12 protein-coding genes are annotated in these 21,951 nt (G+C 62.3%); 3 read left to right on the top strand and 9 right to left on the bottom strand.

The features are described from left to right. Window positions 1-17: 17 nt before the first annotated feature. The 6 genes from ACTQV3_RS00710 to ACTQV3_RS00685 all read right to left on the bottom strand — a co-directional run bounded on the left by ACTQV3_RS00710 (window position 18) and on the right by ACTQV3_RS00685 (window position 15,516). Entirely contained in the window at window positions 18-380 is a 363-nt protein-coding gene (locus tag ACTQV3_RS00710; protein WP_154515902.1) for a desulfoferrodoxin family protein, read from the bottom strand. 165 nt (window positions 381-545) lie between these two features. Further along, window positions 546-4,019, bottom strand: coding sequence for a DEAD/DEAH box helicase (locus tag ACTQV3_RS00705; RefSeq protein ID WP_441535681.1), 3,474 nt, complete (start codon window positions 4,017-4,019; stop codon window positions 546-548). 162 nt (window positions 4,020-4,181) lie between these two features. After that, entirely contained in the window at window positions 4,182-7,985 is a 3,804-nt protein-coding gene (dnaE, locus tag ACTQV3_RS00700; RefSeq protein WP_427727452.1) for a DNA polymerase III subunit alpha, read from the bottom strand. A gap of 262 nt (window positions 7,986-8,247) precedes the next feature. Further along, complete coding sequence (locus ACTQV3_RS00695; RefSeq protein ID WP_441067511.1) at window positions 8,248-11,874, bottom strand: UvrD-helicase domain-containing protein; 3,627 nt, start codon at window positions 11,872-11,874, stop codon at window positions 8,248-8,250. A gap of 3 nt (window positions 11,875-11,877) precedes the next feature. Further along, window positions 11,878-14,976: a PD-(D/E)XK nuclease family protein gene (locus ACTQV3_RS00690; protein WP_441535680.1), complete on the bottom strand. Its 3,099-nt coding sequence runs from the start codon at window positions 14,974-14,976 to the stop codon at window positions 11,878-11,880. Between the two features lie 240 nt (window positions 14,977-15,216). Then, complete coding sequence (locus ACTQV3_RS00685) at window positions 15,217-15,516, bottom strand: YerC/YecD family TrpR-related protein (RefSeq protein WP_154515917.1); 300 nt, start codon at window positions 15,514-15,516, stop codon at window positions 15,217-15,219. A gap of 326 nt (window positions 15,517-15,842) precedes the next feature. Between ACTQV3_RS00685 and ACTQV3_RS00680 the strand changes: the two genes are divergently transcribed. Further along, window positions 15,843-16,208 (top strand): phage holin family protein, encoded by a 366-nt coding sequence (locus ACTQV3_RS00680; protein ID WP_154515920.1) that lies wholly within the window; start codon window positions 15,843-15,845, stop codon window positions 16,206-16,208. Between the two features lie 137 nt (window positions 16,209-16,345). Here ACTQV3_RS00680 and ACTQV3_RS00675 read toward each other — a convergent pair whose 3' ends face one another. Further along, entirely contained in the window at window positions 16,346-16,774 is a 429-nt protein-coding gene (locus ACTQV3_RS00675) for an RrF2 family transcriptional regulator (RefSeq protein WP_154515923.1), read from the bottom strand. Between the two features lie 252 nt (window positions 16,775-17,026). Here ACTQV3_RS00675 and cysK point away from each other — a divergent pair, with 252 nt between their 5' ends. Then, window positions 17,027-17,965, top strand: a complete 939-nt coding sequence (gene cysK / locus ACTQV3_RS00670) for a cysteine synthase A (RefSeq protein ID WP_154515926.1) — start codon at window positions 17,027-17,029, stop codon at window positions 17,963-17,965. Window positions 17,966-17,982: 17 nt separating this feature from the next. Beyond that, window positions 17,983-19,248 (top strand): tRNA 2-thiouridine(34) synthase MnmA, encoded by a 1,266-nt coding sequence (gene mnmA / locus ACTQV3_RS00665; protein WP_441067515.1) that lies wholly within the window; start codon window positions 17,983-17,985, stop codon window positions 19,246-19,248. An 8-nt stretch (window positions 19,249-19,256) separates the two neighbouring features. Here mnmA and ACTQV3_RS00660 read toward each other — a convergent pair whose 3' ends face one another. Both ACTQV3_RS00660 and ACTQV3_RS00655 read right to left on the bottom strand, forming a co-directional pair. Continuing rightward, complete coding sequence (locus ACTQV3_RS00660) at window positions 19,257-20,630, bottom strand: hypothetical protein (RefSeq protein ID WP_441067517.1); 1,374 nt, start codon at window positions 20,628-20,630, stop codon at window positions 19,257-19,259. Window positions 20,631-20,768: 138 nt separating this feature from the next. Then, window positions 20,769-21,788, bottom strand: coding sequence for a M42 family metallopeptidase (locus ACTQV3_RS00655; RefSeq protein ID WP_441067601.1), 1,020 nt, complete (start codon window positions 21,786-21,788; stop codon window positions 20,769-20,771). Between the last annotated feature and the right edge of the window lie 163 nt (window positions 21,789-21,951).

Here is a 21,951-nt window from a genome sequence, read left to right as displayed (position 1 = left end):
CGAGCGGGGGCGCGCTCCTAGAACGTCGCGGACCACAGCCCATGCAGGTTGCAGTAGGCATAGACGGTACCGGTCTTGGAGCCGCCAGCGAAAAACGTCGCGGGCTTCATGCCGGGCTCAAGGTAATGGACCTCCAGGCGGCCCTCGGCCTCAAGCGCGATCCACTCGATGTAGTGCTCGGGCAGCATGGGGTGCTCCGTCGAGCCCACGCGCGCACGAATGACGTGGCCATCGCGCTCGATCTCGACAACAGGCACGTGCTTCTCGTGCGCCGCATCCTCGGTGTTTGCCGTCAGCTCCGTGCAGCCGGCAGGGGTCGCAACGTCGTCGCCAAGAGCGGCAACGAGCTTGCCGTCGGAGTCTTTAAAGAATTTCGCCATGATGTTCTCCTTTGCTGATGTGCCAATGTTCTCGTTAGTTCTTATGCCCAAAGAGCGCCGAACCATCCATGGCATTGCAAATGAACACATAACGGGTGAGGCAAGCGGTCGGGCCAGGACGAACCGGCGACCTGGCCCAGCCCGGCAGCCCCATCCCGCGCGCAGCTAGCGACCGTCGCCACCGAGCAGCGCCAGAACATCCTCGCGGGTAAACAGCGCCGACGAGATGCCGTCACCGCCGAGCACACTGTTGACCAGGTCGCGCTTGGACTCCTGCATCTGCATGATGCGTTCCTCGATCGTGTCCTTGGCGATGAGCTTGTACACGGTCACGGTGTGCTGCTGGCCAATGCGGTGGGCGCGGTCGGTCGCCTGGTCCTGCGCCGCCACGTTCCACCACGGGTCGTAGTGGATGACCACGTCGGCAGCCGTCAAATTAAGGCCCACGCCGCCCGCCTTGAGCGAAATCAAGAACACCGGCGCCTCGCCCGCTTGGAACTGCGCAACCATCTTGGCGCGGCTCTCTTTAGACGATGCGCCCGTAAGCTTAAGGAAGGCGATATCCTCCTTGGCCAGGCGCTTGCCGATGATATCGAGCATGCCCGTAAACTGGCTGAACAGCAAGATGCGATGACCGCCGTCGAGCGCGCCGTGGACGAGCTCCATACACGTATCGAGCTTGGCGCTTCCCGCCTTGTAGTCCGCGTAATGCAGATGAGGATCACAGCAGATCTGGCGCAGCTTGGTGAGCTCGGCAAGTACCTTGAGCTTATCTTTTTTGAACTCCCCGGCCTCGCGGTGCTGCACTTGCTGGGCAATGCGGTCCTGGTTGGCCAGGTAGAGCTTGCGCTGCTCGCCGGTGAGCTGCGCCATTACCGTGTCCTCGATCTTCTCGGGCAGGTCGGCCACCACGTCTTCCTTGACGCGGCGCAGCACAAACGGCGACACGAGCGCCTGCAGGCGAGCGGCGCTGTCACCCTCGGCGTGCTCGACCGGGCTTTCGAAGCGCTTGGCAAACGACTCGCGCGTGCCGAGCAGGCCCGGCATCAAAAAGTCGAAGATGCTCCAGAGCTCGGACAGGCGGTTTTCGATGGGCGTGCCCGTCAAGGCAAAGCGCACGCCGGCAGGCAGACGCTTTGCGGCGCGAGCCACCTGCGTGAGCGGGTTTTTAATGTACTGGGCTTCATCCAGCACCACGCGGGCAAAGTCCTGCTCGACGTACTCGTCGATATCGCGGCGCATGAGGTCATACGACGTCACGACCACGTTATGCTCGGCCACGCCGGCAATTTGCACGCGACGCTGGGCCTTGGTGCCCACAATGGCGCACACATCAATCGACGGGGCAAAGCGCTCCAGCTCGGCAGTCCAGTTGTACACGAGCGACGCAGGGCACACCACAAGCGTGGGCTTAGCGTCCCCCGCCTCCACGCGCGCCAGGATATGCGCGATCATCTGGAGCGTTTTGCCCAGGCCCATGTCGTCGGCCAAGATGCCGCCAAGGCCCAGGTGTTCGAGCGAACCGAGCCACTGGTAGCCGTCGACCTGGTAGCCACGCAGCGTGGCCTTGAGCGAAGCGGGCACCGTAAAGTCCATCTTGCCGAGCGTGTCCAGGCGCTCGACGGTGCGACGGAATGCAGCGTCGCGATCGGCTTCGAGCGCGGGCGTGCGCGCAAGCATGCTGTCGACGAACAGGGTACTCGACGCGGGAAGCGGCACGCCGTCGAGCAGGTCGACAGCATCGACCCCCAGATCCTCGGCAAGGCCAAACGCGGCGCGCGCTCCCTCGTCCAGGCGAATGATATCGCCCGACGTGAGACGAGCAAACGTCTGGTGACGCTTGTAGGAATCGAGGTAGATGGCAAGGTCTGCCGCCGAAAGGCCGCTCGCGCCCAGTTCGACGTCGAGCAGGTTACTCTTGACGGTGGCGCGCACCGAAAGCTTGGGCGCAGGGCGGACCGAGATCTGGCGCAGACGGTCGCTGAGCATGACCTCGCCCAGATCGGACAGGGCAGACAGGCCCTCAGTCAGCAAGTGGAACAGGCTCTCGTCATCGCGTTCCTCAAACGCCAGGCCACCCTCGTAAAAGTCGAAATACAGAGCCGCCGTGTCCATAACGCGAAACTCTGCCACCTCGTCGCGCGGCGGCACGCCCGGGCGCCGCTCTTCGAAGGGGCTGCCCGGAGCGCCCATGCTAAAGAGATCTGCCGACCAGTCGCCGTAGGTAACCGTAATTTTGCAGGTCACGAGCCCATCGTCGACGCCGATCGCCATGGCAAAGCTTGGCTCGGGCGCCACGGTATCGAGCACAGCGGGCGCGGTAAGGTCGGTGTAGTCGCGCAAGATAGGCAGCGCCATGCGGCAAAACTCACCCACCTGGTCGGCGGCGATATGGACCGGTGTGCGGCAGGGCAACAAGTGCGATAGGAACGGCGCGGCATGTTGGGCAAACGCCGTGTCGGTACGGCGCGCGCGGCGCGTATCGACCAGATAGGCGACGTCGCCCGAGGCAAAGCAGTATGTATCGGCCGGAAGGCGCAAGTCGTAGCTGCCCCCCGCCGCCGGCACAATCTTGGCAGCAATCAGCGGCGGGCGCTTAGCCGGGACTTCGTTCTCCCCTTCCGGCAACGGCTCGACTGTCACCTCGTAGGCGCGGTGCGTCGTCGTCCCCCGCGACCAAGCAGGTTCAAAGGACATGGTCCTGCCACGCAGCAGGTCCAACACGGACACGATGGAATACTCGGATACCGGCAGCTGACGCTCGGCGACAAAACCGCTGCGGGTAAAGTCGTACGATGTCGAGCGCGAGCTCGTAATATCGCCTAGGTAGGCGACCGTCATTGCAACAAAGTCGAGCAGCTTTGCCGATACATCATCGAAAGCCTCGGGCGCATGAAGGAACGTAAGCTTCTTGCCATAGGAGAACGTACCGCCGCGCTCATAGGCATCGGCCATGCCGTCGATATCCTTAACCACGTAGGACACCGAGCCACAGCGGATGCGAAACTCAAGCGCCCAGCTAAAGCGATCGGCAAACAGCGGATTGTAGTACGGCACCAGCGAGGGCTCCAGCACTGCTTTGGGCGCATCGGGGTCAATGGTGCCAGCGAGCTTGCGGCGCATGGCCACGAGTTTATCCATGCGCGCGTCCGAAAGATCGGAAAGCGCTGCCACAAGGCTCGGGCTCGTGGGCACGGGCGCCGGGAAGGGAAAGTTGGGGTTGACCGCAGATGCGCTGGGTGCGGGGCGTGTGGGCTGCTTGGACTGTGCGGGCGGCACCGTAAACGTGCGGACCGGCGTGCGCAAACCCTCGACGGGCTCGGCGCCGCTGGCATCCAGATACGCCAACGCCGTGGCGATGGCGTGCTTGCACATGCCGGAATAGCGGAAGGCGGCGGGGCAATCGCAGTCGTAGTCGACAACCTCGTGCTCGTCCATATCGAGCGCCACGTGCGTCTTATACAGGTCGCCGCGCGAACCACGCACCGCACCCTCGATATTCACGTTTTTGGAGAAGCGCGAGCCGGAGTCCTCAAACGACAGCACGGCGCCGTTGAGCATGAGCGAACGCCCCTTCATAAAGGTACTGCTGAGCGCCGCCTCCTTACGAAGCGCCTGCACAAACGTCCCCTGCGCCATCGCTTCCTCCAATCTCACCCGGGGTAGCTAATTTGGGACGGGGCTATTTTAGCTACCCCCATATGTCGGTTGAGATGTGTTCCGACCCCGACTCATTCGCCGTCAGCCAAAGGGTAGCTAAAAAAGCCCCGTCCCAAATTAGCTACCCCGCCAACGGCGTCCTTAGATCACCGTCACGCGACCTTGGTTACCCACGATGGCCTTGGCCTCGGCCAACAGCGGAATCGAGCGTGCGTTGACCTTAGCAGGTACCTCGGCACGCAGCACGCGTCCGTCCGCCTGCTCGATAAAGATCTCTACGCGGTCGCCGCCCGGGTTGGCGGTGAGCACCGTGGCAAGACGCGCCATGTTGCCCTGGCTAAAGCGGCTGTTGGGCACCATGACCTCAAACACCTTGGGCTTGTTGTTCTCCTCGTTGAGCTCAAGCGGCACAATCTCCTGCGCGATGATCTGGTCGCCGCGGTCCGAGCGCTCGAGCTTGCCCTTAATGCGCACAAACGCATCGGACAGCTGCGCGCCGGTCTCGGGGTCGACCTCGCCGTACAGATACCCCTCGGCCTCCTTGAAGGTCTTGGGGAACACCACGACCGTGGCCTCGCCTTCCATGTCCTCGAGCTGCACGATGCCCATGGGGTCGCCGTTTTTGGTCACGCGCTTGGACACGCTCGAGACCATACCGGCCCACCACAGCGCCTTGCCCTCGGGAATTTCCTGGTTGATGGTGCCGCCCGTGGGGTTCTGCACCTCGTAGCCGGTGTCGATCTGCGAGAACGAGAAGTCGCGCGCTTTGCTGAGCGCATACTCAAACGGGCGCAGCGGGTGGTCCGAGACATAGATGCCCAGAACCTCCTTCTCCTGGCTCAGCTTAAGGTGGCGGTCCCACTCCTGGCCATCCGGATCGGGTACGCTCACCTCAAAGCCCGAGCCCTCAACGTCGCCAAACATGTCGAAGAACGACGTCTGGCCGCTCGCGCGATCCTTCTGGCGCTTTGCCGCGGCATCGATGATGTTCTCGGGGTTGTTCTTGTCCACAAAGTGCATCATCTGACGACGCGGATACCCCGTGGAGTCGAAGGCACCTGCCTTGATGAGCGATTCGATCACGCGACGGTTGGCCTGGCTCGAATCCACGCGCTCGACAAAATCATGCAGCGTCTTAAACGGACCGCCCGCCTCGCGCTCGGCGATAATCGCCTGCGCCACGCCGGTGCCCACGCCGCGGATGCCGGCCAGACCAAAGCGCACACCTTCCTTGGTAGCCGTGAACTCGGTACCGGACTCGTTGACATCTGGCGAAAGCACGGGGATGCCGTCGTGACGGCATGCCGAGACGTAGTGCACGATCTTGTCGGTCTTGCCCGTATAGGACGTCAGGACGGCCGCCATGTACTCGTGCGGATAGTGCGCCTTGAGCCACGCCGTCTGCATAACCAAGATGGCATAGCCGGCGGAGTGCGACTTGTTAAAGGCGTAGGACGCGAACTCGAGAACATCGTCCCAAATCTTCTGGGCGACCTCGCGCGTGTAGTTGTTCTTGATGGCGCCGTTCATCCAGTGGTCGTAGGTGGTCTCGTCCGAGCCATCCTCCCAGTGGAGCACCGTCGACGTAAGCAGCTTGATCTTCTTCTTAGCCACGGGCTTACGGATACGCGAGTCCGATTCGCCCTTGGAGAAGCCGCACATCTCGACGGAGATGAGCATAACCTGCTCCTGGTAGACCATGGTGCCGTAGGTTTCGCCCAGGATGTCGTCCAGACGGTCGTCGTAGGAGACGGCCGGCTCCTTGCCGTTCATACGGTTGATGTAGGACGAAACCATGCCGGCGCCCAGCGGGCCCGGGCGGTACAGGGCGATCAATGCCACGACGTGCTTGTACTCGGTGGGCTTCATGTTCTTGATCGTGGCCGTCATGCCGGCGGACTCGACCTGGAAGACGCCGGCGGTGTGGCCGGAGCCCATGAGCTTAAAGATCTCGGGATCGTCAAAGGGAATCTCTTCCTCTTTGATGTCGATGCCGAAGTTCTTTTTGATGTTTGCCTTGGCCTTGGAGATAACCGTCAGCGTACGCAGGCCCAAGAAGTCCATCTTGAGCAGGCCCATGTCGGCAACGGTATGGCCCTCGTACTGGGTAATCTCGACACCGCCCTTGGTGTCGAGCTTGGTGGGCACGTGCTCGTTGACGGGGTCGCGGCAGATCAGAACGGCGCACGCATGCACGCCCTCGCCACGGGTGAGGCCCTCGATCGAGAGCGCCGTGTCGATGATGCGGCGGGCGTCGTCGTCCTTTTTATAGGCCTCGGCAAAGTCGGGGTTAAACAGATCCTCTTTGCCGGGTTGTTTTTCGAGCACCTGCTTGAGCTTGACCTTGGGGTCGCTCGAGACCATCTTGGACAGGCGCTGGCCCATGTAGACCGGGTAGTCCAGGACGCGCGCGGCGTCGTTGATGGCCTGCTTGGCCTTAATGGTCGAGTAGGTGATGACGTGGGTGACCTTCTCGGGACCGTAGAGCTGGCGAACGTGCTCCACGACCTCGAGACGCCGCTCATCGTCGAAGTCCATATCGATATCGGGCATCTCGGTACGCTGCGGGGACAGGAACCTCTCGAACATCAGACCGTTCTCGAGCGGGTCGAACGCGGTGATGTTCATGGCGTAGGCGACAATAGCGCCGGCGGCCGAGCCACGGCCGGGGCCGACGCCGATGCCGTTGTCCTTGGCCCATTGCACGTACTCGGCGACGATCAAAAAGTAGGCGGCAAAGCCCTTGTCGCAAATGACCTTGTATTCGTACTCAAAGCGCTCTTTGATGTTGACGCCACCGATCTCGCGCGTGGCCCAGTCGTCACCGTAGTGCTGGCGCAGGCCTTTCTCGCACTCGCGGCGGAACTGGCTCTCGTGCGTCTCGCCGGGATCGAGCAGCGGGAAGCGCGGCAGGATGATGGAGTCCCAGTCCAGCTCAACGTAGCACTTGTCGGCGATCTCGAGCGTGTTGTCGCAGGCCTCGGGGCAATACGGGAACATCGCCCGCATCTCCTCCTCGGTCTTCATGTAAAACTCCGAGCCGGTCATGCGCATGCGGTTGGGGTCGTCGACCTTGGCGTTCATGCCGATGCACATGATGACGTCCTGCACGGGCGCGTCCTCGCGGCGCAGGTAGTGGAAGTCGTTGGTGGCGATGACCTTGACGCCCACCTGTTTGGCGATATCAATGAGCGTGCGGTCCATCTGCTCGTCGGTCAGGCCGTTATCGGTGGTAATGCCGTGTTCCTGGATCTCGATGTAGAAGTCACCAGGCTCGAAGGTATCACGGAAGGTCTCGGCCCACTTGATGGCGCCCTCCATGTCACCCCGGTCGATGTATTTGGGGATGATGCCCGCGATGCAGGCGCTGGTGCAGATCATGCCCTTGGCGTGGCGGCGCAGGTTGTCGAGCGTCACGCGCGGCTTGTAGTAAAAGCCCTGCACGGCGGCCTCGGAGACCGTTTGCATCAGGTTGACGTAGCCCTCCTGGTCCTTGGCCAGAAGGATCATGTGGTAGAGCTCGGGTTTGTGGTCGCGGGCGAGCGTCTCGTCCGGCGTAAAGTAGACCTCGCAGCCAAAGATGGGCTTGATGACCAGAGGCGGCTTGAGCTCGTCGATATTGCCCTTCTCGTCCCACATGGCCATGTCCTTCACATACTGGGCATGCTCGCGCGGGTTTGCCTCGGGATCGGGCTCCACCAGCTCGTCGCGACGGTCCTTTTCCAAGAAGGCCTTGTCGTGGCTCCACGTTTTGTACTCGGGCGTGTTGTGGTTGACGGCGTCGCAGGCCAGCGCCAGATCGGGCACGCCATACATGTAGCCGTGGTCGGTAATGGCCACGGCAGGCATGCCCAGCTCTACGGCACGGTTGACCATATCCTGGATACGGGTTGCGCCGTCGAGCATGGAGAAAACAGTGTGGTTGTGCAGATGGACGAATGCCATGTGATGAGCTCCGATGCGGGTTCGTGTTCTGATTGAACGATTTTACCCCACGGCACGGACAGCGCCCGAACCTAGCCAAACCCACACGGGTAGCTAATTTGGGACGGGGCTTTTTTAGCTACCCTTTGACTGACGGCGAACGAGTCGGGGTCGGAATACATCTCAACCGATGTATGGGGGTAGCTAAAAGAGCCCCGTCCCAAATTAGCTACCCCTGAGCTGCAGTGGAATCGAAAAGGATTCCACCGCACGTTATTGAGGGCTAGAGGTCGTAGGTGACCACCTGGGGCTCGGCGAGCTCGACTAAGACAGCTGGGGCCGTCTGCTCCACGCGGACGAACTTGACGGTCACCGTCTTAAAGCCCGCCTTATGCAGAACATCCGAATAGACGCGCGCCTGCAGGGCGTGCTTCTCGAGCAGCTGGTCGGGTGTCTCATCCGGCGTGCCACCCGTCTTGTAATCGATAACCAGTGCGCGTGACGGATCGGCCGGGTCGGTCGCCAGCGCATCGATGGCGCCCTCGGCATATGCACCGTAGCGGGCAATGTCCTTGTCCTCGCAGCCCAGCGAGAAGAACGGCACTTCGGCACGGACGCACGGCCAGGCAAGAAGCTCGGCACGGACCGACGACCTGAGCCAGCGATTCAGGGCAACGTCAAAACGCTCGCGCTGCTCCGGCGTCAGGCACCACAGGCGCGTCAGCGCATCGGCACGCTCAGCGGGCAGCGCATCGGCACCCATCTCGATGAGCCACTGGCAGGCGGCATGGAACGCCGAGCCCAGCGCCATGGGATTGCCGGCGGGCTCGACAGCAGCCACGTCTGCATCGGCCATCTCCGAGCCATCCGACTCGGCATCGTCGCCCGCCTCGTCCATGGGAACACGCGCCTCGGCGGCACGGTCTTCCGTCTCGGCATGGAGCGCCGCGGCGATCGACGAATAGCTGTACGAATCACGCGCCGGGAACGGACACGTGCCCATGCGCACGCCCGCCGCCTGGGGATATACGAGTTCAAACGAATCGGGCATGGGGTCGGCAGGACCGGGCACGGTTGAGTGCGCAGCATTATCGGCGACATCGGTATCGCCACGAACGAGCCTGCCCTCGGCATCCAGCGAAGCGTTGGCCTCAAACGCCTGCTCGCCAAAGGTAAAGTCCGAAAGCGAAATGAGCTCGTAGTCGCCCGGCTGGGAGTTGTCGAATACCAGGCGGTCGGCATCGAGCTGCGGCATGTCCAGAGCGTCGGTCGGCAGAATGCGGCGCAGCACGTCGTAGGTCAGATCGGTCTCGACATCGAAGGTCGGCGCCGTCACCTTGCCACGGCTCACGCCGGCATCCATCGCCAAGATCACCAGCTCGCGCGCACGGGTCATGGCAACGTAGAGCAAACGGGCCCGCTCCTCGAGCGAAAGCTGCAGGTCGTCGTTGCGCAGGCGAGCAAATGCCTCGGCGGGAGAACCCGTCGCACAGACGTCCTCCATGAGCTCCGGCGGTAGCCACAGCGACGTGCCCTTGCCCTTAAACGCATGCTCAAACTGTTTTTTGACGTCATCGCCCTTTACGAACGTGCCGTCCGCGAGTTTAACGCCGTCGAAGCGTGCCGGCAGCGCCACGACCCGCGCTCCGCCCTCGACTCGACCCATCTGTGCCGCACCCGAGGACTTACGCACGCCAAAGCACTCGGAGACCGCCACGACCGGATATTCCAGACCCTTGGAGGCATGAACCGTCATGATGCGCACCGCGCCGTCGCCCTCCTCGTTGAGGGCGCCCGGGGCCTCCTTGCCCGCCAGGAAGCGATCGAAGGCAAGCGCAATGGAGCGCGGCGAGTTACCGAACTCGGCCTCCGCCTCGGCCACGGCATCGAGCGCCTTGAGCACGTTGGCGGCGATGGCCTTGCCCTCGGGGCCGCGCTGCGCCAGGCGCACGAACCAGCCGGAGGCATTGACCGCGTCGCGCGCGATGGCGGCGAACGAATCACGCCCCACGCGACGCAGTGCGTAGCGCAGAACCTCGCGGGCACGCGTCACGAGCGGCAAGCCCTGCAAGCCCGGCACATCGGAATCGCTCATGATGCCCGCATCGATGTTGCGGCGCGACGTCTCGCCCGTCTGATCGTCGAGTTTGGTCGCCAGCGCCAGGAACTCCTGGGCGCCCAGCGCAAACATCGGCGAGGCCAGCAGTGGCATAAGACCCTGCGCCGTATCGGCCGGATTGGCGAGGGCACAAACCAGGGCGCGCACCGTCTGCACCTCGGCAGCTTGGGCAAAGACCGAGCCGCCCGCGATGACGCAGTCGAGCCCCTGGTCACGGAGGGCCTGTGCGTAGACGTCTGCGTTGGTCATGCGGCCCAGCAGCAGCACCATGCCGCCCTGGGGCTGGCCGGCATCGGCAAGCGCGCGGAATCGCTCCGCGATCGCGCGGGCCTTGGCCTGTGTGCGCTCCTGCGTACTGCCGCCGGCAACAAAGAGGGCCTGGCGGCGCGAGGCATCCGCCACCAGCGTGTCCTTGCGGCCGTCGCTCGCCTCAAGATCCAAAAAGCCCTGCATCAGGCCGCCGTCGTCGCCGTCGAAGACGCGGGCCACATAGCGCAGCACCTCGTCGTGGCTGCGGAAGTTGCGCACGAGCTTGACGAGCTCGCCGGCGGGGGCGTCGGACGTGGCAACCGTCTCCGACGCCGCCGTCGATTCCACTTTGCGCTCCTGGCGACGGAACACCTCGACCTCGGCGCCGCGGAAGCGATAGATCGACTGCTGCGCATCGCCCACGGTGCACAGCGCGCGCTCCCCCGCACCCGTCAGGTAGCGGATTAGATCGACCTGCATCTGATCGGTATCCTGGAACTCGTCGATCATGACCATCTTAAAGCGGCCCTCGTACGCAGCACGAATGGCAGGGTAATCGCGCAGGGCCTCGTAGGCCATGCGCAGCAGGTCGTTATTATCGAGGGCGGACTGGGCAGCCTTCAGTGCGCGATACTCGGCCTCTACAGAGCGGGCCAAGCCCACCAGTGCATCGAGCGCGGGGCCACCGCAGGCAAGCACGATATTGATAAATGCATCGGCGGCCTCGGCCTTGAGCAGCTCGACCTGCTCCTTGGGGAAGGCCTTGCTCGCGCGCGGCATGGCGCACGACATCATGAGTCGCGCCGCATCGACCATGGTCTTGCCGCTCGCCTCGAACGCGTCGATGGCGTCGAGCGCCGTCTGCGCCTTTTCGGTCGCGGCCTTGCTTGCGCCCAGCGCCGCGCGATAGGCATCGGTGAGCGCCGAGGTATCGGCCTGGCCGCGCGCCACGCACACGTCGTCCATACCGCCCGGCAGCTGGCTCGAGAGCTCCAGCATCTCGCGCACCAGACCCTTGATGGTCGTGCCGGCGCCAAAGGGACCGCCCTCGCCCGCCATGGGATACCAGGCGTAGAGGGCCTTGAGCGATGCCGCGAGCTCGGGGGCGGCATCGGGTGCCGTCGCGCGACCCAGCACATGCTCAACAGCCTGGTCCATGAGCTCGTCGGTATCGGTGAGCACCGTGAACTCGGGGTCGATGCCCAACTCCAGCGCGTGTGCGCGCAGGATACGCGAGCACATGCCGTGAATGGTCGAGATCCACGCGTCGTCGACGGTCAGCGCTTCCTCGTCCATGCCCTCGTCGATAAGCGCACGGCGCACGCGGTCGCGGATCTCGGCCGCGGCATCCTTGGTAAAGGTAATGGCGAGCACCTGGTCCAGATGCTCGACGAACGGACCGGATTCGGGCGAGAGCGCGTAGACGATGCGGCGCGTGAGGGTAAAGGTCTTGCCCGAACCGGCGCCCGCCGAGACAAACAGCGGACGGTCGAGCGTCTTGACGATCTGCAGCTGTTGCGGCATCAAGGTCGAAAGATCCATGGTCTACACGTCCCTCCTTACAAACGTTCCTTCGTGGTTATACGAGCAGCGGGCATGCGCGGCCTGCGTCGACGCCGGGTCGACAGCAGTGACGTTGCCCGCCTCGAGTTCGCGCAAGCGCTCGGCGATGCCGGCCTCCACGCGATCGAGCAGGGCGTCGAAGTCCATGCTGCCACCCTCGCCGGGGAAACCTTTCTTAAGGCCCGGGATGCGACCGTCGCCACGCTCTTCCTCGAGCAGCTCGGCGCTCGCGGCACCGCGCAACGCGGGCTTGCCGCCCTTGGTCGAAAAATAGAGCGCCGCACGGGTATCCAAATCCAGCGCCCGGCGCATGGCCTGGGCGTAGATGAGCGTTTGGGTATGTGGCGGCAACCAGCGCGGATCGTCGATGGGCGCCGTGCCCGATTCCTCGTCGCGCACCGTAGGATCGGCGAGCTTAAACTCCTCAACGCCCGTGCGATGTTTGTAGTCAATCACCACAGCGCGATTCTCGGCATCCACATCCACGCGGTCAATGCGCCCGCTGAGCGGCCAACCGGCATACTCGACCTGGAGCTCGTTGAACGCAAACTCCAGGTAGCGCGGAGCGAAGGGGGCAAGCGCCTCGGACTCGTAAGCAAGCACGCCCTCCAGCTGCGGCAAGATCTCGGCCACCTGACGCTCCTCCACCGGCGAGAGCGGCACCAGCGGGCCCTCGTTGCCACGTTTGCCGGCGTGCTCGGCCAAGGTCTCGGCAAAGACCTCGTGCAGCAGCTCCTGCGCACGCGGCAGGTTTTCGGGCGTCACACGCTCCATGCCCTCTTGGGGCAAACGGGCGTGCAGATGTTCCAGCACGTCGTGGACAAAGTTGCCCTTCTCCATGTTGCCAAAACCCGCGTCGATAGACTGGGGCTTAACGCGATACGAGACGAACCAGCACAGCGGGCAGGTGGAATAGGCCTCGATCTGCGAGGCAGACGTCAGACGCGGTACAAGCGGCGCGTCCTCGCCCTCGCCGTCCCGACGGCGCAAGACCAGATATGGCACGGCCGCCTCGCTCAAATGCTGAGGAGCCTCGCATGCCACGCGCTCGCGCTTGAGGCCCTTGCCGGCTGCAGGGTCAAAATCACCTACGATATCGCCCTCGCCCACGCATGTCACCTGAGCGGCACCGGTGGCCTCGGCATGCGCCCGCAACTCGGTCCACACGGCAGCCGGATAGCACTCGCGCGCCTGGCGATCGTGCGTCACGCGCGCAAGCGCAACCGGGCCACGTGCCGCCCGCATCGCGTGGCCAAAGCGCACGCGCAACAAGGCCGCAGGCTCAAGCGTCACGCCCTCGCGACCAAGGCTCGCAGCCAACGTGGCCAGCGGTCCTTCCTCGTGTGAGAGCGGATAGCTGTCCAGATCGACATCGGCAAACAGCACGGCATCGTAGCTGCCGGGGCGCAGAGCCGCCACATCGGCAAGCGAGGCAAAGCGAACCTGGGCACGTGGCGCACCGTCAACCTCGTAGGTCTCGTAATCGTAGGCGGTGCTACGCTTGTCCACCTTGGTGCGAATGCCATCGAGCACGGGCACGGTCGCGGCCTGCGACACGTCGAGCGCGCGGGCGTCATTCATAAGGATGTCGATGGCGTGGCGCAGCAGGGCCGCCTCCGCTTGGCGACGAGCTTGGCCATCCAGGCTGCCCAGCGAGCGATCGGGCAACGCCTCGGCAACGGCAAGCATGGCCTTGAGCGCCGTCACGGGCTTGTCGCGCCACAGTGCCTGGAACACGTCCGAGACCACACACGGTACGTTCTTAAACCAGTTTTCGTCGCTCGCCGCCTTGCGTGCGCCCCTCACCTGGCCTTGCACGCTCTGCAGCAGGCTCTTAACGCCCGCGGTAGTCTTGCTACGCGAGAGACGCATATTCTTATCGAAGATACGGGCATTGGCTGCATCAGCGCCCGAAAGCGGGCTGTAGATCCAGTCGGCAAGCTCAGGCGCGGGCCACCACTCGGTCTTTGACGCCACACCCTCATCGGCCGCCTTCATGCGCTCGATCAAGCTGGCAAGCGCCGCAAACTGCCTGCCCGCAATGGATTGGGAAAACGCCGTGAATTCAGTTGTCTCGGCAGCGATATGACGAGCCGCCAGACGAGAGGCGAGCTCACCGAACAGCTGGGGTGCCCGGGCAGAAACAACGAGCACGCGTACGGGGTCGGCGGAGAGGCCGGCGGTATCGTCGGCCCCGAAACCCTGGCGCGCTTTTACCAGATCATCAATTGCGTCCGCATAAGCATGAGCGCGGGCGTGGGGGCCCGCGACCTCAATAAAGGCAGGCTGAGCGGTAGCTCCACAAGCGGCATCAGACGCGACGGCGTCCTCCCTCAGCGGCGCGACCTCAAACAGCACACCGCTGGCATCAAATGCCGCGGCAAGTTCCTCGCGCATCGCCGCCTGCTCGCGAGCAAGCAGCACGACGACCTCTCCCCCACTGTTCGCCACAGCAGACAGCAGCTCGAGCAGACCGTGCGTAAACGACGTGACGCCGCGTACACAGACGGCACGGGCGCACGCCGGCAGATTATCGGCCAGAGCGCTGGCCATAATGTCAGCCGCCTCGCAGGGCTCGACCATATCTCGACGGTCCAGACCGCCCGCGTAGGCACGCAAAAGCTCGAACACACGAGCCTCGGCATCGCTTTTTGGCTCAGGCCGGCAATTGTTGCCACGGCATCGCTCGGCAGCTGTCCCCGCCACACCTGGCAGCACATCGCGGGCCATGCGCGCAAGCATGCGCACCGTGCCCTGGCTGCGCGAAAGCGGCTGCAGGTCGACATCATCGAGACGCGTGACCATGTCCGAAAACAGCATCTGGCGCTGCAGGTTGTCGACGAAACCGCGCCCGTCGCCCAAAAGCTCCCAAAGCGAGCGAAGCCACGACGCGGGCGTCTTGTAATCGATGCCCAGCGAAACGCCGGCTTCCGCCGCATCATGACGGCACAGGTCGAGCTCGGCAAACGTTGGCGCCAGCAGCACGGCACGCCCGTGGCGGGCAATAAGGTCGGCAAGCAGCGCCGACTCGGCATCGCTCAAATCCGTGCCGGCATTAGTGGTATAGATTCGAACAGGCATGGTCCTCCACTCAAACTGTTCGCAATAATCAGTGCATCCATCCTACCCGCCCAAGCGGACACATTGCCACCGCAGCTTCATCTTTTGGCGCTTTGGAGACAAGTCGCTTTGCACCACATTGGTGCCAAGGGGGCAGACTCGTCCGTTGGTGCAAAGGGGACAGGCTCGCTTGCACCAATTATTCGGCATATAAAAACCGCCCCCGGAGGAGCGGTTTTTCACAATTCGTTTTGCCGCGGCCTATTCGCCATCCTCCAGCTTAATGAGGATCTTGCGGTAGCCACCGTACTCGCCGTTGAGCGCCTTGGATACACGGCTCACCGTGGTGGACGAAGCGCCGGTACGGACCTGAACCTCGACATAGGGCTCGCCCTCGTCCAGGTAGCGCGCGACCTGCAGACGCTGCGATAGATCGCAAATCTCGCGCGGTGTGCAGATATCGGTCAAAAACGCTTGGATATCTTTCTCGTCGTCCAAAAGACTAAATGCGTGGACTAGCTGCTTGACATCAGGCTTGTCAAACATGTTCTCGATATTCATCGATCACCGCCAAACCCGCCAAAAGGCATCGAAGTTGATACTGGCACCGGGCATCGTTCGCCCATTCTATGCAATAGGGCAACGCATGTGGCTTTTGCCCGTAGCAGTTTAGCACACCACCAAACTAAAGTGACAAGACTCTCTGTCAGCGGCGCGTTTTTTAGGACGAACGCCGTTTTGAAACCGAATGCGCACGCAAGCTCCACGAATATCTGAGACAATGGGCGCCCAACGCAGAGGCGCACGCCAAGGCAACCATCCGATTCGCCGCGGCAAACGAGCTTACGCGCCACCAACACGTCACGCGCACCGGAAAGGAACCTACCATGCGCTTCTTGCTCAACTGGCTTTTGACCTCAATCGCTATCGCGATCGCCACGTTCCTCGTCCCCGGCATTCAGCCCTTCGGCATGGCCGACGCCTGGGTCTGCTTTGCCTTTGTGGGACTGTTCCTCAACGTCGTCGACTCGCTCGTCAAGCCGCTCCTGACGGTCATCTCGCTGCCGCTCACCATTATCACGCTGGGTATTTTTCAGCTTGTAGTCAACAGCTTTATGCTCGAGCTTGCCAGCTACCTATCGGTAAATCTGCTGGGCGCGGGCATCTCCATTGCCGGCTTTGGGTCGGCCTTTATGGGTAGCATTTTGGTGTCCATCACTCGAAGCATCTTCGACAGCATCGCCAGGAACTAAAGCAACCGGATACGGACCGCCACAACACGCCAAAACGAAGGCCGTCCATCGCAACGATGGACGGCCTTCGCCTTTGTCAAGCCTCAGAGGACAAAAGAATCTACCATTTCTACCCCGTCCCCAAATGGCTGGTGGGGCTAGATGACGTAGTCGTAGCCCCCGTTGGGGGCGACGAGCGCATCGAGCGTCACACCGTCGAGGTAGTCGTTGATGAGCTTGTCCAGGTTCTTCCACACGTCGAGCGTGGGGCACTCATCAGATCGCGAGCAGCCCTTGCAGTCGCCATCCAGGCAGGCGACCGGCGCCAGGCTGCCCTCGGTCAGGCGCAAGATCTCTCCCACCGTGTACTGCTCGGGCGGGCGCGTGAGCACGTAGCCGCCGCCCTTGCCACGCATGCCCGAGAGCATGTTGGCGCGCACGAGCGTAGCCAAGATGTTCTCGAGATATTTCTCGGAAATCCCCTGTCGCGCCGCAATCTCTTTGAGCGGGATGCGACCGGCCGCCTGGTGCTCGGCCAGGTCGACCATAACGCGCAGGGCGTACCTGCCCTTAGTAGAAACCAACATATATAGTGCTGCCTTTCGGTCTTTTAATCCGTTGAAATTCTAGCCGAAAAATTGGCTTTGAAAATACCCGTTCCGGTCAAGATGGTTAATCGACTCGTAATAATCTTCTATTTCCTATTGCATTACTAGGCTTTAGTGTCTACTATGCTTGCCAACAGCTAAACAAACAACCTATAAGGTTTATGGGTTTAGCTACTAGGCCACCGTAAAACCACACGGTATCCAGTCATTTGAACACTTTGGAGGTTCACCATGAGCAAGGTTTATACGTCCATCGATCAGCTTATCGGCCACACCCCGCTTTTGGAGCTCACTCACTTTGAGGCCGATGAGGACCTCAAGGCCCGCGTGCTCGTCAAATTGGAATACTTCAACCCCGCCGGGTCCGTCAAAGACCGCGTCGCCAAGAACATGATTGACGAGGCCGAGAAGGCCGGCAAGCTCGTGCGCGGCGGCGACTATACCATCATCGAGCCCACGAGCGGCAACACCGGCGTCGGCATCGCCTCGGTGGCGGCGGCTCGCGGCTACAAGGTGATCATCACCATGCCCGAAACCATGTCCGTCGAGCGCCGCAAGCTTATGCAGGCATACGGCGCACAGCTCGTGCTCACCGACGGCTCCAAGGGCATGAAGGGCGCCATCGCCAGGGCCGAGGAGCTGCAGAAGGAGACCCCCAACAGCATCATCGCCGGCCAGTTTGTGAACCCCGCCAACCCCGCCATCCATAAGGCCACGACCGGCCCCGAGATCTGGGACGACACCGACGGCAAGGTCGACATCTTCGTCGCCGGCGTTGGCACCGGCGGCACCGTGACCGGTGTGGGCGAGTTCCTCAAGGAGCAGAACCCCGAGATTCAGGTTGTCGCCGTCGAGCCCGCCACCTCCCCGGTACTCTCCAAGGGCCAGGCCGGTCCGCACAAGATCCAGGGCATCGGTGCTGGCTTTGTGCCCGACGTCCTCGACACCCAGGTCTATGACGAGATCATCCCCGTCGAGAACGACGACGCCTTTGCCACCGGCCGCGCCGTGGGCCACAAGGAGGGCGTGCTCGTGGGCATTTCGTCCGGTGCCGCCGTGTGGGCCGCGCTGCAGCTGGCCAAGCGCCCCGAGAACGAGGGCAAGACCATCGTGGCACTGCTCGCCGATACCGGTGAGCGCTACCTGTCCACGGCACTGTTCCAGGACTAGAGCTTATTTCCCATAGGTTGAGCTCAGGGACGAACCTGCCTCCTCTCTCTCCCGGCGGTCTGAGCCCATCCCGTCAGGGTGTCCCACGAGACGTCCGAACTTGCTACAATGTCTGCGGCGCGGAACCAGCCTCCCGCGCCGCTTTTCTTTTTTGGCCACATGCCACCAAGGAGAACCTCCCCATGCACAACAAGCGCGTGCTCGTCGCCATGAGCGGCGGCGTCGATTCCAGCGTGACTGCCTATCTGCTCAAGTGCCAAGGCTACGAATGCGTCGGTGCCACCATGCGCCTCACCTGCCCTGCGCCCGATCCCGTCACGGGCATGAGCAAGGTCGACCGTGACATCGCCGATGCAAAGGCCGTCGCCGATCGCCTGGGGATACCTCACCATGTGCTCGACCTGCAGCAGGCCTTCGACCGCAACGTTATCGAGCGCTTCGTGACCGCCTACCAGGAGGGGCTGACGCCCAACCCGTGCATCATCTGCAACCGCCATATTAAGTTTGGCGCGCTGCTCGACGCGGCGCTCGATATGGGCTGTGACTACATTGCCACGGGTCACTACGCCAAAACGAGCCAAGCGCCCGATGGCACCTGGCAGCTGCACCGCGGCGAAGACTCCAAGAAGGACCAGAGTTACTTTTTGTATTCGCTCACGCAAGAGCGCCTGGCACGCACAATCTTTCCGCTGGCAGGGTTGGACAAAGAGCGCGACGTGCGCCGCATTGCCGCCGAGCAGGGCTTCATCAACGCCAAGAAGGCCGAGAGCGAGGATATCTGTTTTATCGCGGACGGCGACTACGCGGGCTATATCGAGCGCCGCTGCGGGCATGCCGCCGAGCCAGGCGATATTGTATGGCGCGACGGCAGCGTGGTCGGACGCCACAACGGCGCACTGCGCTATACCGTCGGCCAGCGCAAGGGCCTGGGCGTCGCGATGGCGCGCCCCGTGTATGTAACGGGCGTCGATGCCGCCAACAACATTGTGCATCTGGGCGAGGCTGAGGACCTGACGGCGACAGCACTCACGGCCAACGACTGGATCTGGAGTGCCCCTGCCGACCGCATGGAGGCAGAGCTCACGTCCGGCGACATTCGCGTGGGCGCCAAGTACCGCTACCGTCAAAAGGACCAGGCAGCGACCCTTACACGTGGCGCCGACGGACAGATGCTTCTGACCTTTGACGAGCCGCAGCGAGCCATCGCCCCCGGCCAGGCCGTTGTAGTCTACCGCGGCGACGTCGTCCTGGGCGGCGGCACCGTGACCGCCGCCATCAGGTAGCCGCAGGATTATCGCCGCACGTGTCGAAGCACCTCAACAGCAGCATTCACCTCGATAACGCGACGCTCGAGGCCGCGGCAAATGGACTCGAGCCGGCCCTCCGCTGTGGCCCATTCGCTCTGCGAAAGAATCTCGATCGCCTCATCAACAAATCCGTTGAGCCGCGATGAATCGAACCAATCGAGTGAGTCCGCAAGCGCCAGCTGGACGGAAGGGTCGGGCCCAAACGGCTTAGCAGAAAACCCAAACTCCCCAGCTGCGAGCACGGCAGTTGGTACGTTGTACCACAGGCAGTTGCCGCTATCGAACAGCGGAGCAGGCCTTATCTCCAGGGTGTCGACATTGCGGATGATGCCGAAGTTTCGCCAATGGCGATCGCTGTTGGCCAAAAGGGCATCGCAGACAATCATCTGCGACATAGACCTTCTCACGGCAGCCTCGTCTGCTCCATGTTTACCAAGGAAGCGGCAGTACCGGTCGTATGTCGAGTTTCCCCGCTGGCTACCAAGTGCGCCCTTAACGTAAACAGCCGGAACGTATTCCTCGCGGCCGTCAAGAAAGTCGTCGCACAGACACACAGGGCCATCGAACATTCGCTCAACCGTATAAGGAACAAACTCGCCCTCCGACAACAAGCGACGATGTAGAGCCGTTGCAACCGCCTCGTTAAAGGGACGCTGATCGTCCATGCCGCAACCTTTAGCCAAAACGCGAATGCCGTTTCGGATCACCCACGATTTAGGGAGCTCGCCCTCGGATGTGTTGTCGGGATTTTTAAGACCGATGCCCTCCAGCCAACCCGAACGTCCCTCGGGCGCCGATCGCTCAAAATCATTCTCGAAGTAATTGAGGTTTCGCCATTTGAGCCCGTCGCATTCTGCCGGCCGCAGCCAATAGCAATCCGAAAGCGAGAGGCCCAGGCACTGAACCGGGACCTCGATGCCACTGGCAATTCCCAGTTCGCGATAGCGCGAGACGAGTCCGGGGCGAACATCGGGCACCGACCGATGGCTCCACCACACGTTGAGCTCCCGTTTATTCACCGTAGGAGAAGAGCTCGAGCACGTGCCAAACGGCATTCGTTGTGCATCGAGGACCTCCGCGATTTCGAAGGGAAATTCGCGCGACGGATCAAATGAGAGATGCGCGACCTCATGGTCGGCCGACATCAGCGTAAACTTGCGCCCCACATCGGCCGCAGGACGGCGTCCACGTTTGCGGACCTTTTGATAAGCGACCGCGGAATTGTACTCGACCATCTTCCGTCCGCCCACAATATCGCACGCGAGCGTTCCCGATGCGGCAAGTTGAGATATGCGGGCTTTCGTAACGCCCAGCAGGCGGGCAGCATCACCCATAGACAAGTACTCAGACGTATCCATACACCGCATCACCTCGTTAAGTAATTTACACGTTTAGTTAATAGATTAGATACATCATAATACTAAACGACCTAAAGCGAAAAAAAGCCCGAGAAATCGGGCTTTAGCGATTGGTCAGCCGAGTCGCAAGCTGCTCCCCTAGCGCTGAACGTAGGCGCGAACCAGCTCGTAGGTGTTGCGAACGCCGTCCATGTGGCTGCGCTCGTAGTTGTGGCTCGCGTACACGCCGGGGCCGATCAGGCCGTGACGGATGTCGTAGCCGGCAGAAAGCGTGGCCTCAACGTCTGAGCCGTAATGCGGGTACACGTCGATGGCGTAATCGAGCTCCAGCTCGCGCGCGATATTGGACAGCGTGGTCACCAGATCGTAGTTGTAGGGGCCGCCCGAATCCTTGGCGCAAATCGACACCATGCGCTCGGTGCAGCCCAGGTCGTCGCCCACGCAGCCCATGTCCACGCTGATCATCTCGCGCGTGTCGGCCGGCACGAAAGCGCCACCGTGGCCGACCTCCTCGTACACGGTAAAGAGCAGCGACACCTTGCGCGAAAGCGTCACCTCGCCAGCGGCGACGGCACGCGCCAAGCCCAGCAAAATGGAGGCCGACAGCTTGTCGTCCAAGAAGCGGCTCTTAATATAGCCGCTCTCCGTCACCGTGGTGCGCGGATCCATAGCGATGATGTCGCCCGTCTGAATGCCCAGCTCAAGCACGTCATCCTTGCTGTCGACATTCTCATCGAGCAGGATTTCCATGTTCTTCTCGATGGTCTTGACCGGCTCATCGGCCACGTGCGCCGAAGGCTCGGTATTGAGGACCACACCCGTGTACACATTGCCATCGCGCGTGTAGACGGTGCAGTTCTCGCCATCGGCCGTAGACCACTGATGCCCGCCGATCGTCGTGGGACGCAGGCGACCATTGTCCTTAATGGAGCGCACCATGGCGCCCAGGGTATCGACATGGCTCGCCAACACAAGCGGCTCGCCCTCGCCGCCAAGCTCAACCAGCACGTTGCCCTTATTGGAACGCTCGGGGCCAAAGCCCATATCGCGCAACGTTCCCATTAGATAATCAGTCGCCGCACGGGTATAGCCCGTAGGCGAAGCAATCGAGGTAAGCGCCTTCAACTGGTCAGTAATATAGGAGAGCATAGAATCCATCTTGGACACCAAAGTCACCCTTTCATATCGAATTAAACCCACAGCAACGATACCACCGCGAACCATCTTTTTACCTAGCGAGACAACCCATCGGGCTTCTCAGAGCGGCGCCCACCACGACAACGAGCCGGCGGGCCCCGCCCGTTAGCCCCAGAATCTTTCC

The sequence above is a fragment of the Collinsella sp. LCP19S3_A7 genome (genome assembly GCF_052121995.1).
Classification (GTDB): domain Bacteria; phylum Actinomycetota; class Coriobacteriia; order Coriobacteriales; family Coriobacteriaceae; genus Collinsella.
The sequence above is the reverse complement of the archived record's forward strand: the minus strand, read 5'-3'. Positions and strand labels throughout refer to the sequence as shown.

What these genes read in the sequence shown, in the direction of transcription:
- ACTQV3_RS00660 (WP_441067517.1), bottom strand. Translation starts at nt 20,630, where the DNA reads ATGGATACGTCTGAGTACTTGTCTATGGGTGATGCTGCCCGCCTGCTG.
- ACTQV3_RS00685 (WP_154515917.1), bottom strand. Translation starts at nt 15,516, where the DNA reads ATGAATATCGAGAACATGTTTGACAAGCCTGATGTCAAGCAGCTAGTC.
- dnaE (WP_427727452.1), bottom strand. Translation starts at nt 7,985, where the DNA reads ATGGCATTCGTCCATCTGCACAACCACACTGTTTTCTCCATGCTCGAC.
- ACTQV3_RS00675 (WP_154515923.1), bottom strand. Translation starts at nt 16,774, where the DNA reads ATGTTGGTTTCTACTAAGGGCAGGTACGCCCTGCGCGTTATGGTCGAC.
- ACTQV3_RS00655 (WP_441067601.1), bottom strand. Translation starts at nt 21,788, where the DNA reads ATGGATTCTATGCTCTCCTATATTACTGACCAGTTGAAGGCGCTTACC.
- ACTQV3_RS00710 (WP_154515902.1), bottom strand. Translation starts at nt 380, where the DNA reads ATGGCGAAATTCTTTAAAGACTCCGACGGCAAGCTCGTTGCCGCTCTT.
- ACTQV3_RS00705 (WP_441535681.1), bottom strand. Translation starts at nt 4,019, where the DNA reads ATGGCGCAGGGGACGTTTGTGCAGGCGCTTCGTAAGGAGGCGGCGCTC.
- ACTQV3_RS00680 (WP_154515920.1), top strand. Translation starts at nt 15,843, where the DNA reads ATGCGCTTCTTGCTCAACTGGCTTTTGACCTCAATCGCTATCGCGATC.
- ACTQV3_RS00695 (WP_441067511.1), bottom strand. Translation starts at nt 11,874, where the DNA reads ATGGATCTTTCGACCTTGATGCCGCAACAGCTGCAGATCGTCAAGACG.
- cysK (WP_154515926.1), top strand. Translation starts at nt 17,027, where the DNA reads ATGAGCAAGGTTTATACGTCCATCGATCAGCTTATCGGCCACACCCCG.
- ACTQV3_RS00690 (WP_441535680.1), bottom strand. Translation starts at nt 14,976, where the DNA reads ATGCCTGTTCGAATCTATACCACTAATGCCGGCACGGATTTGAGCGAT.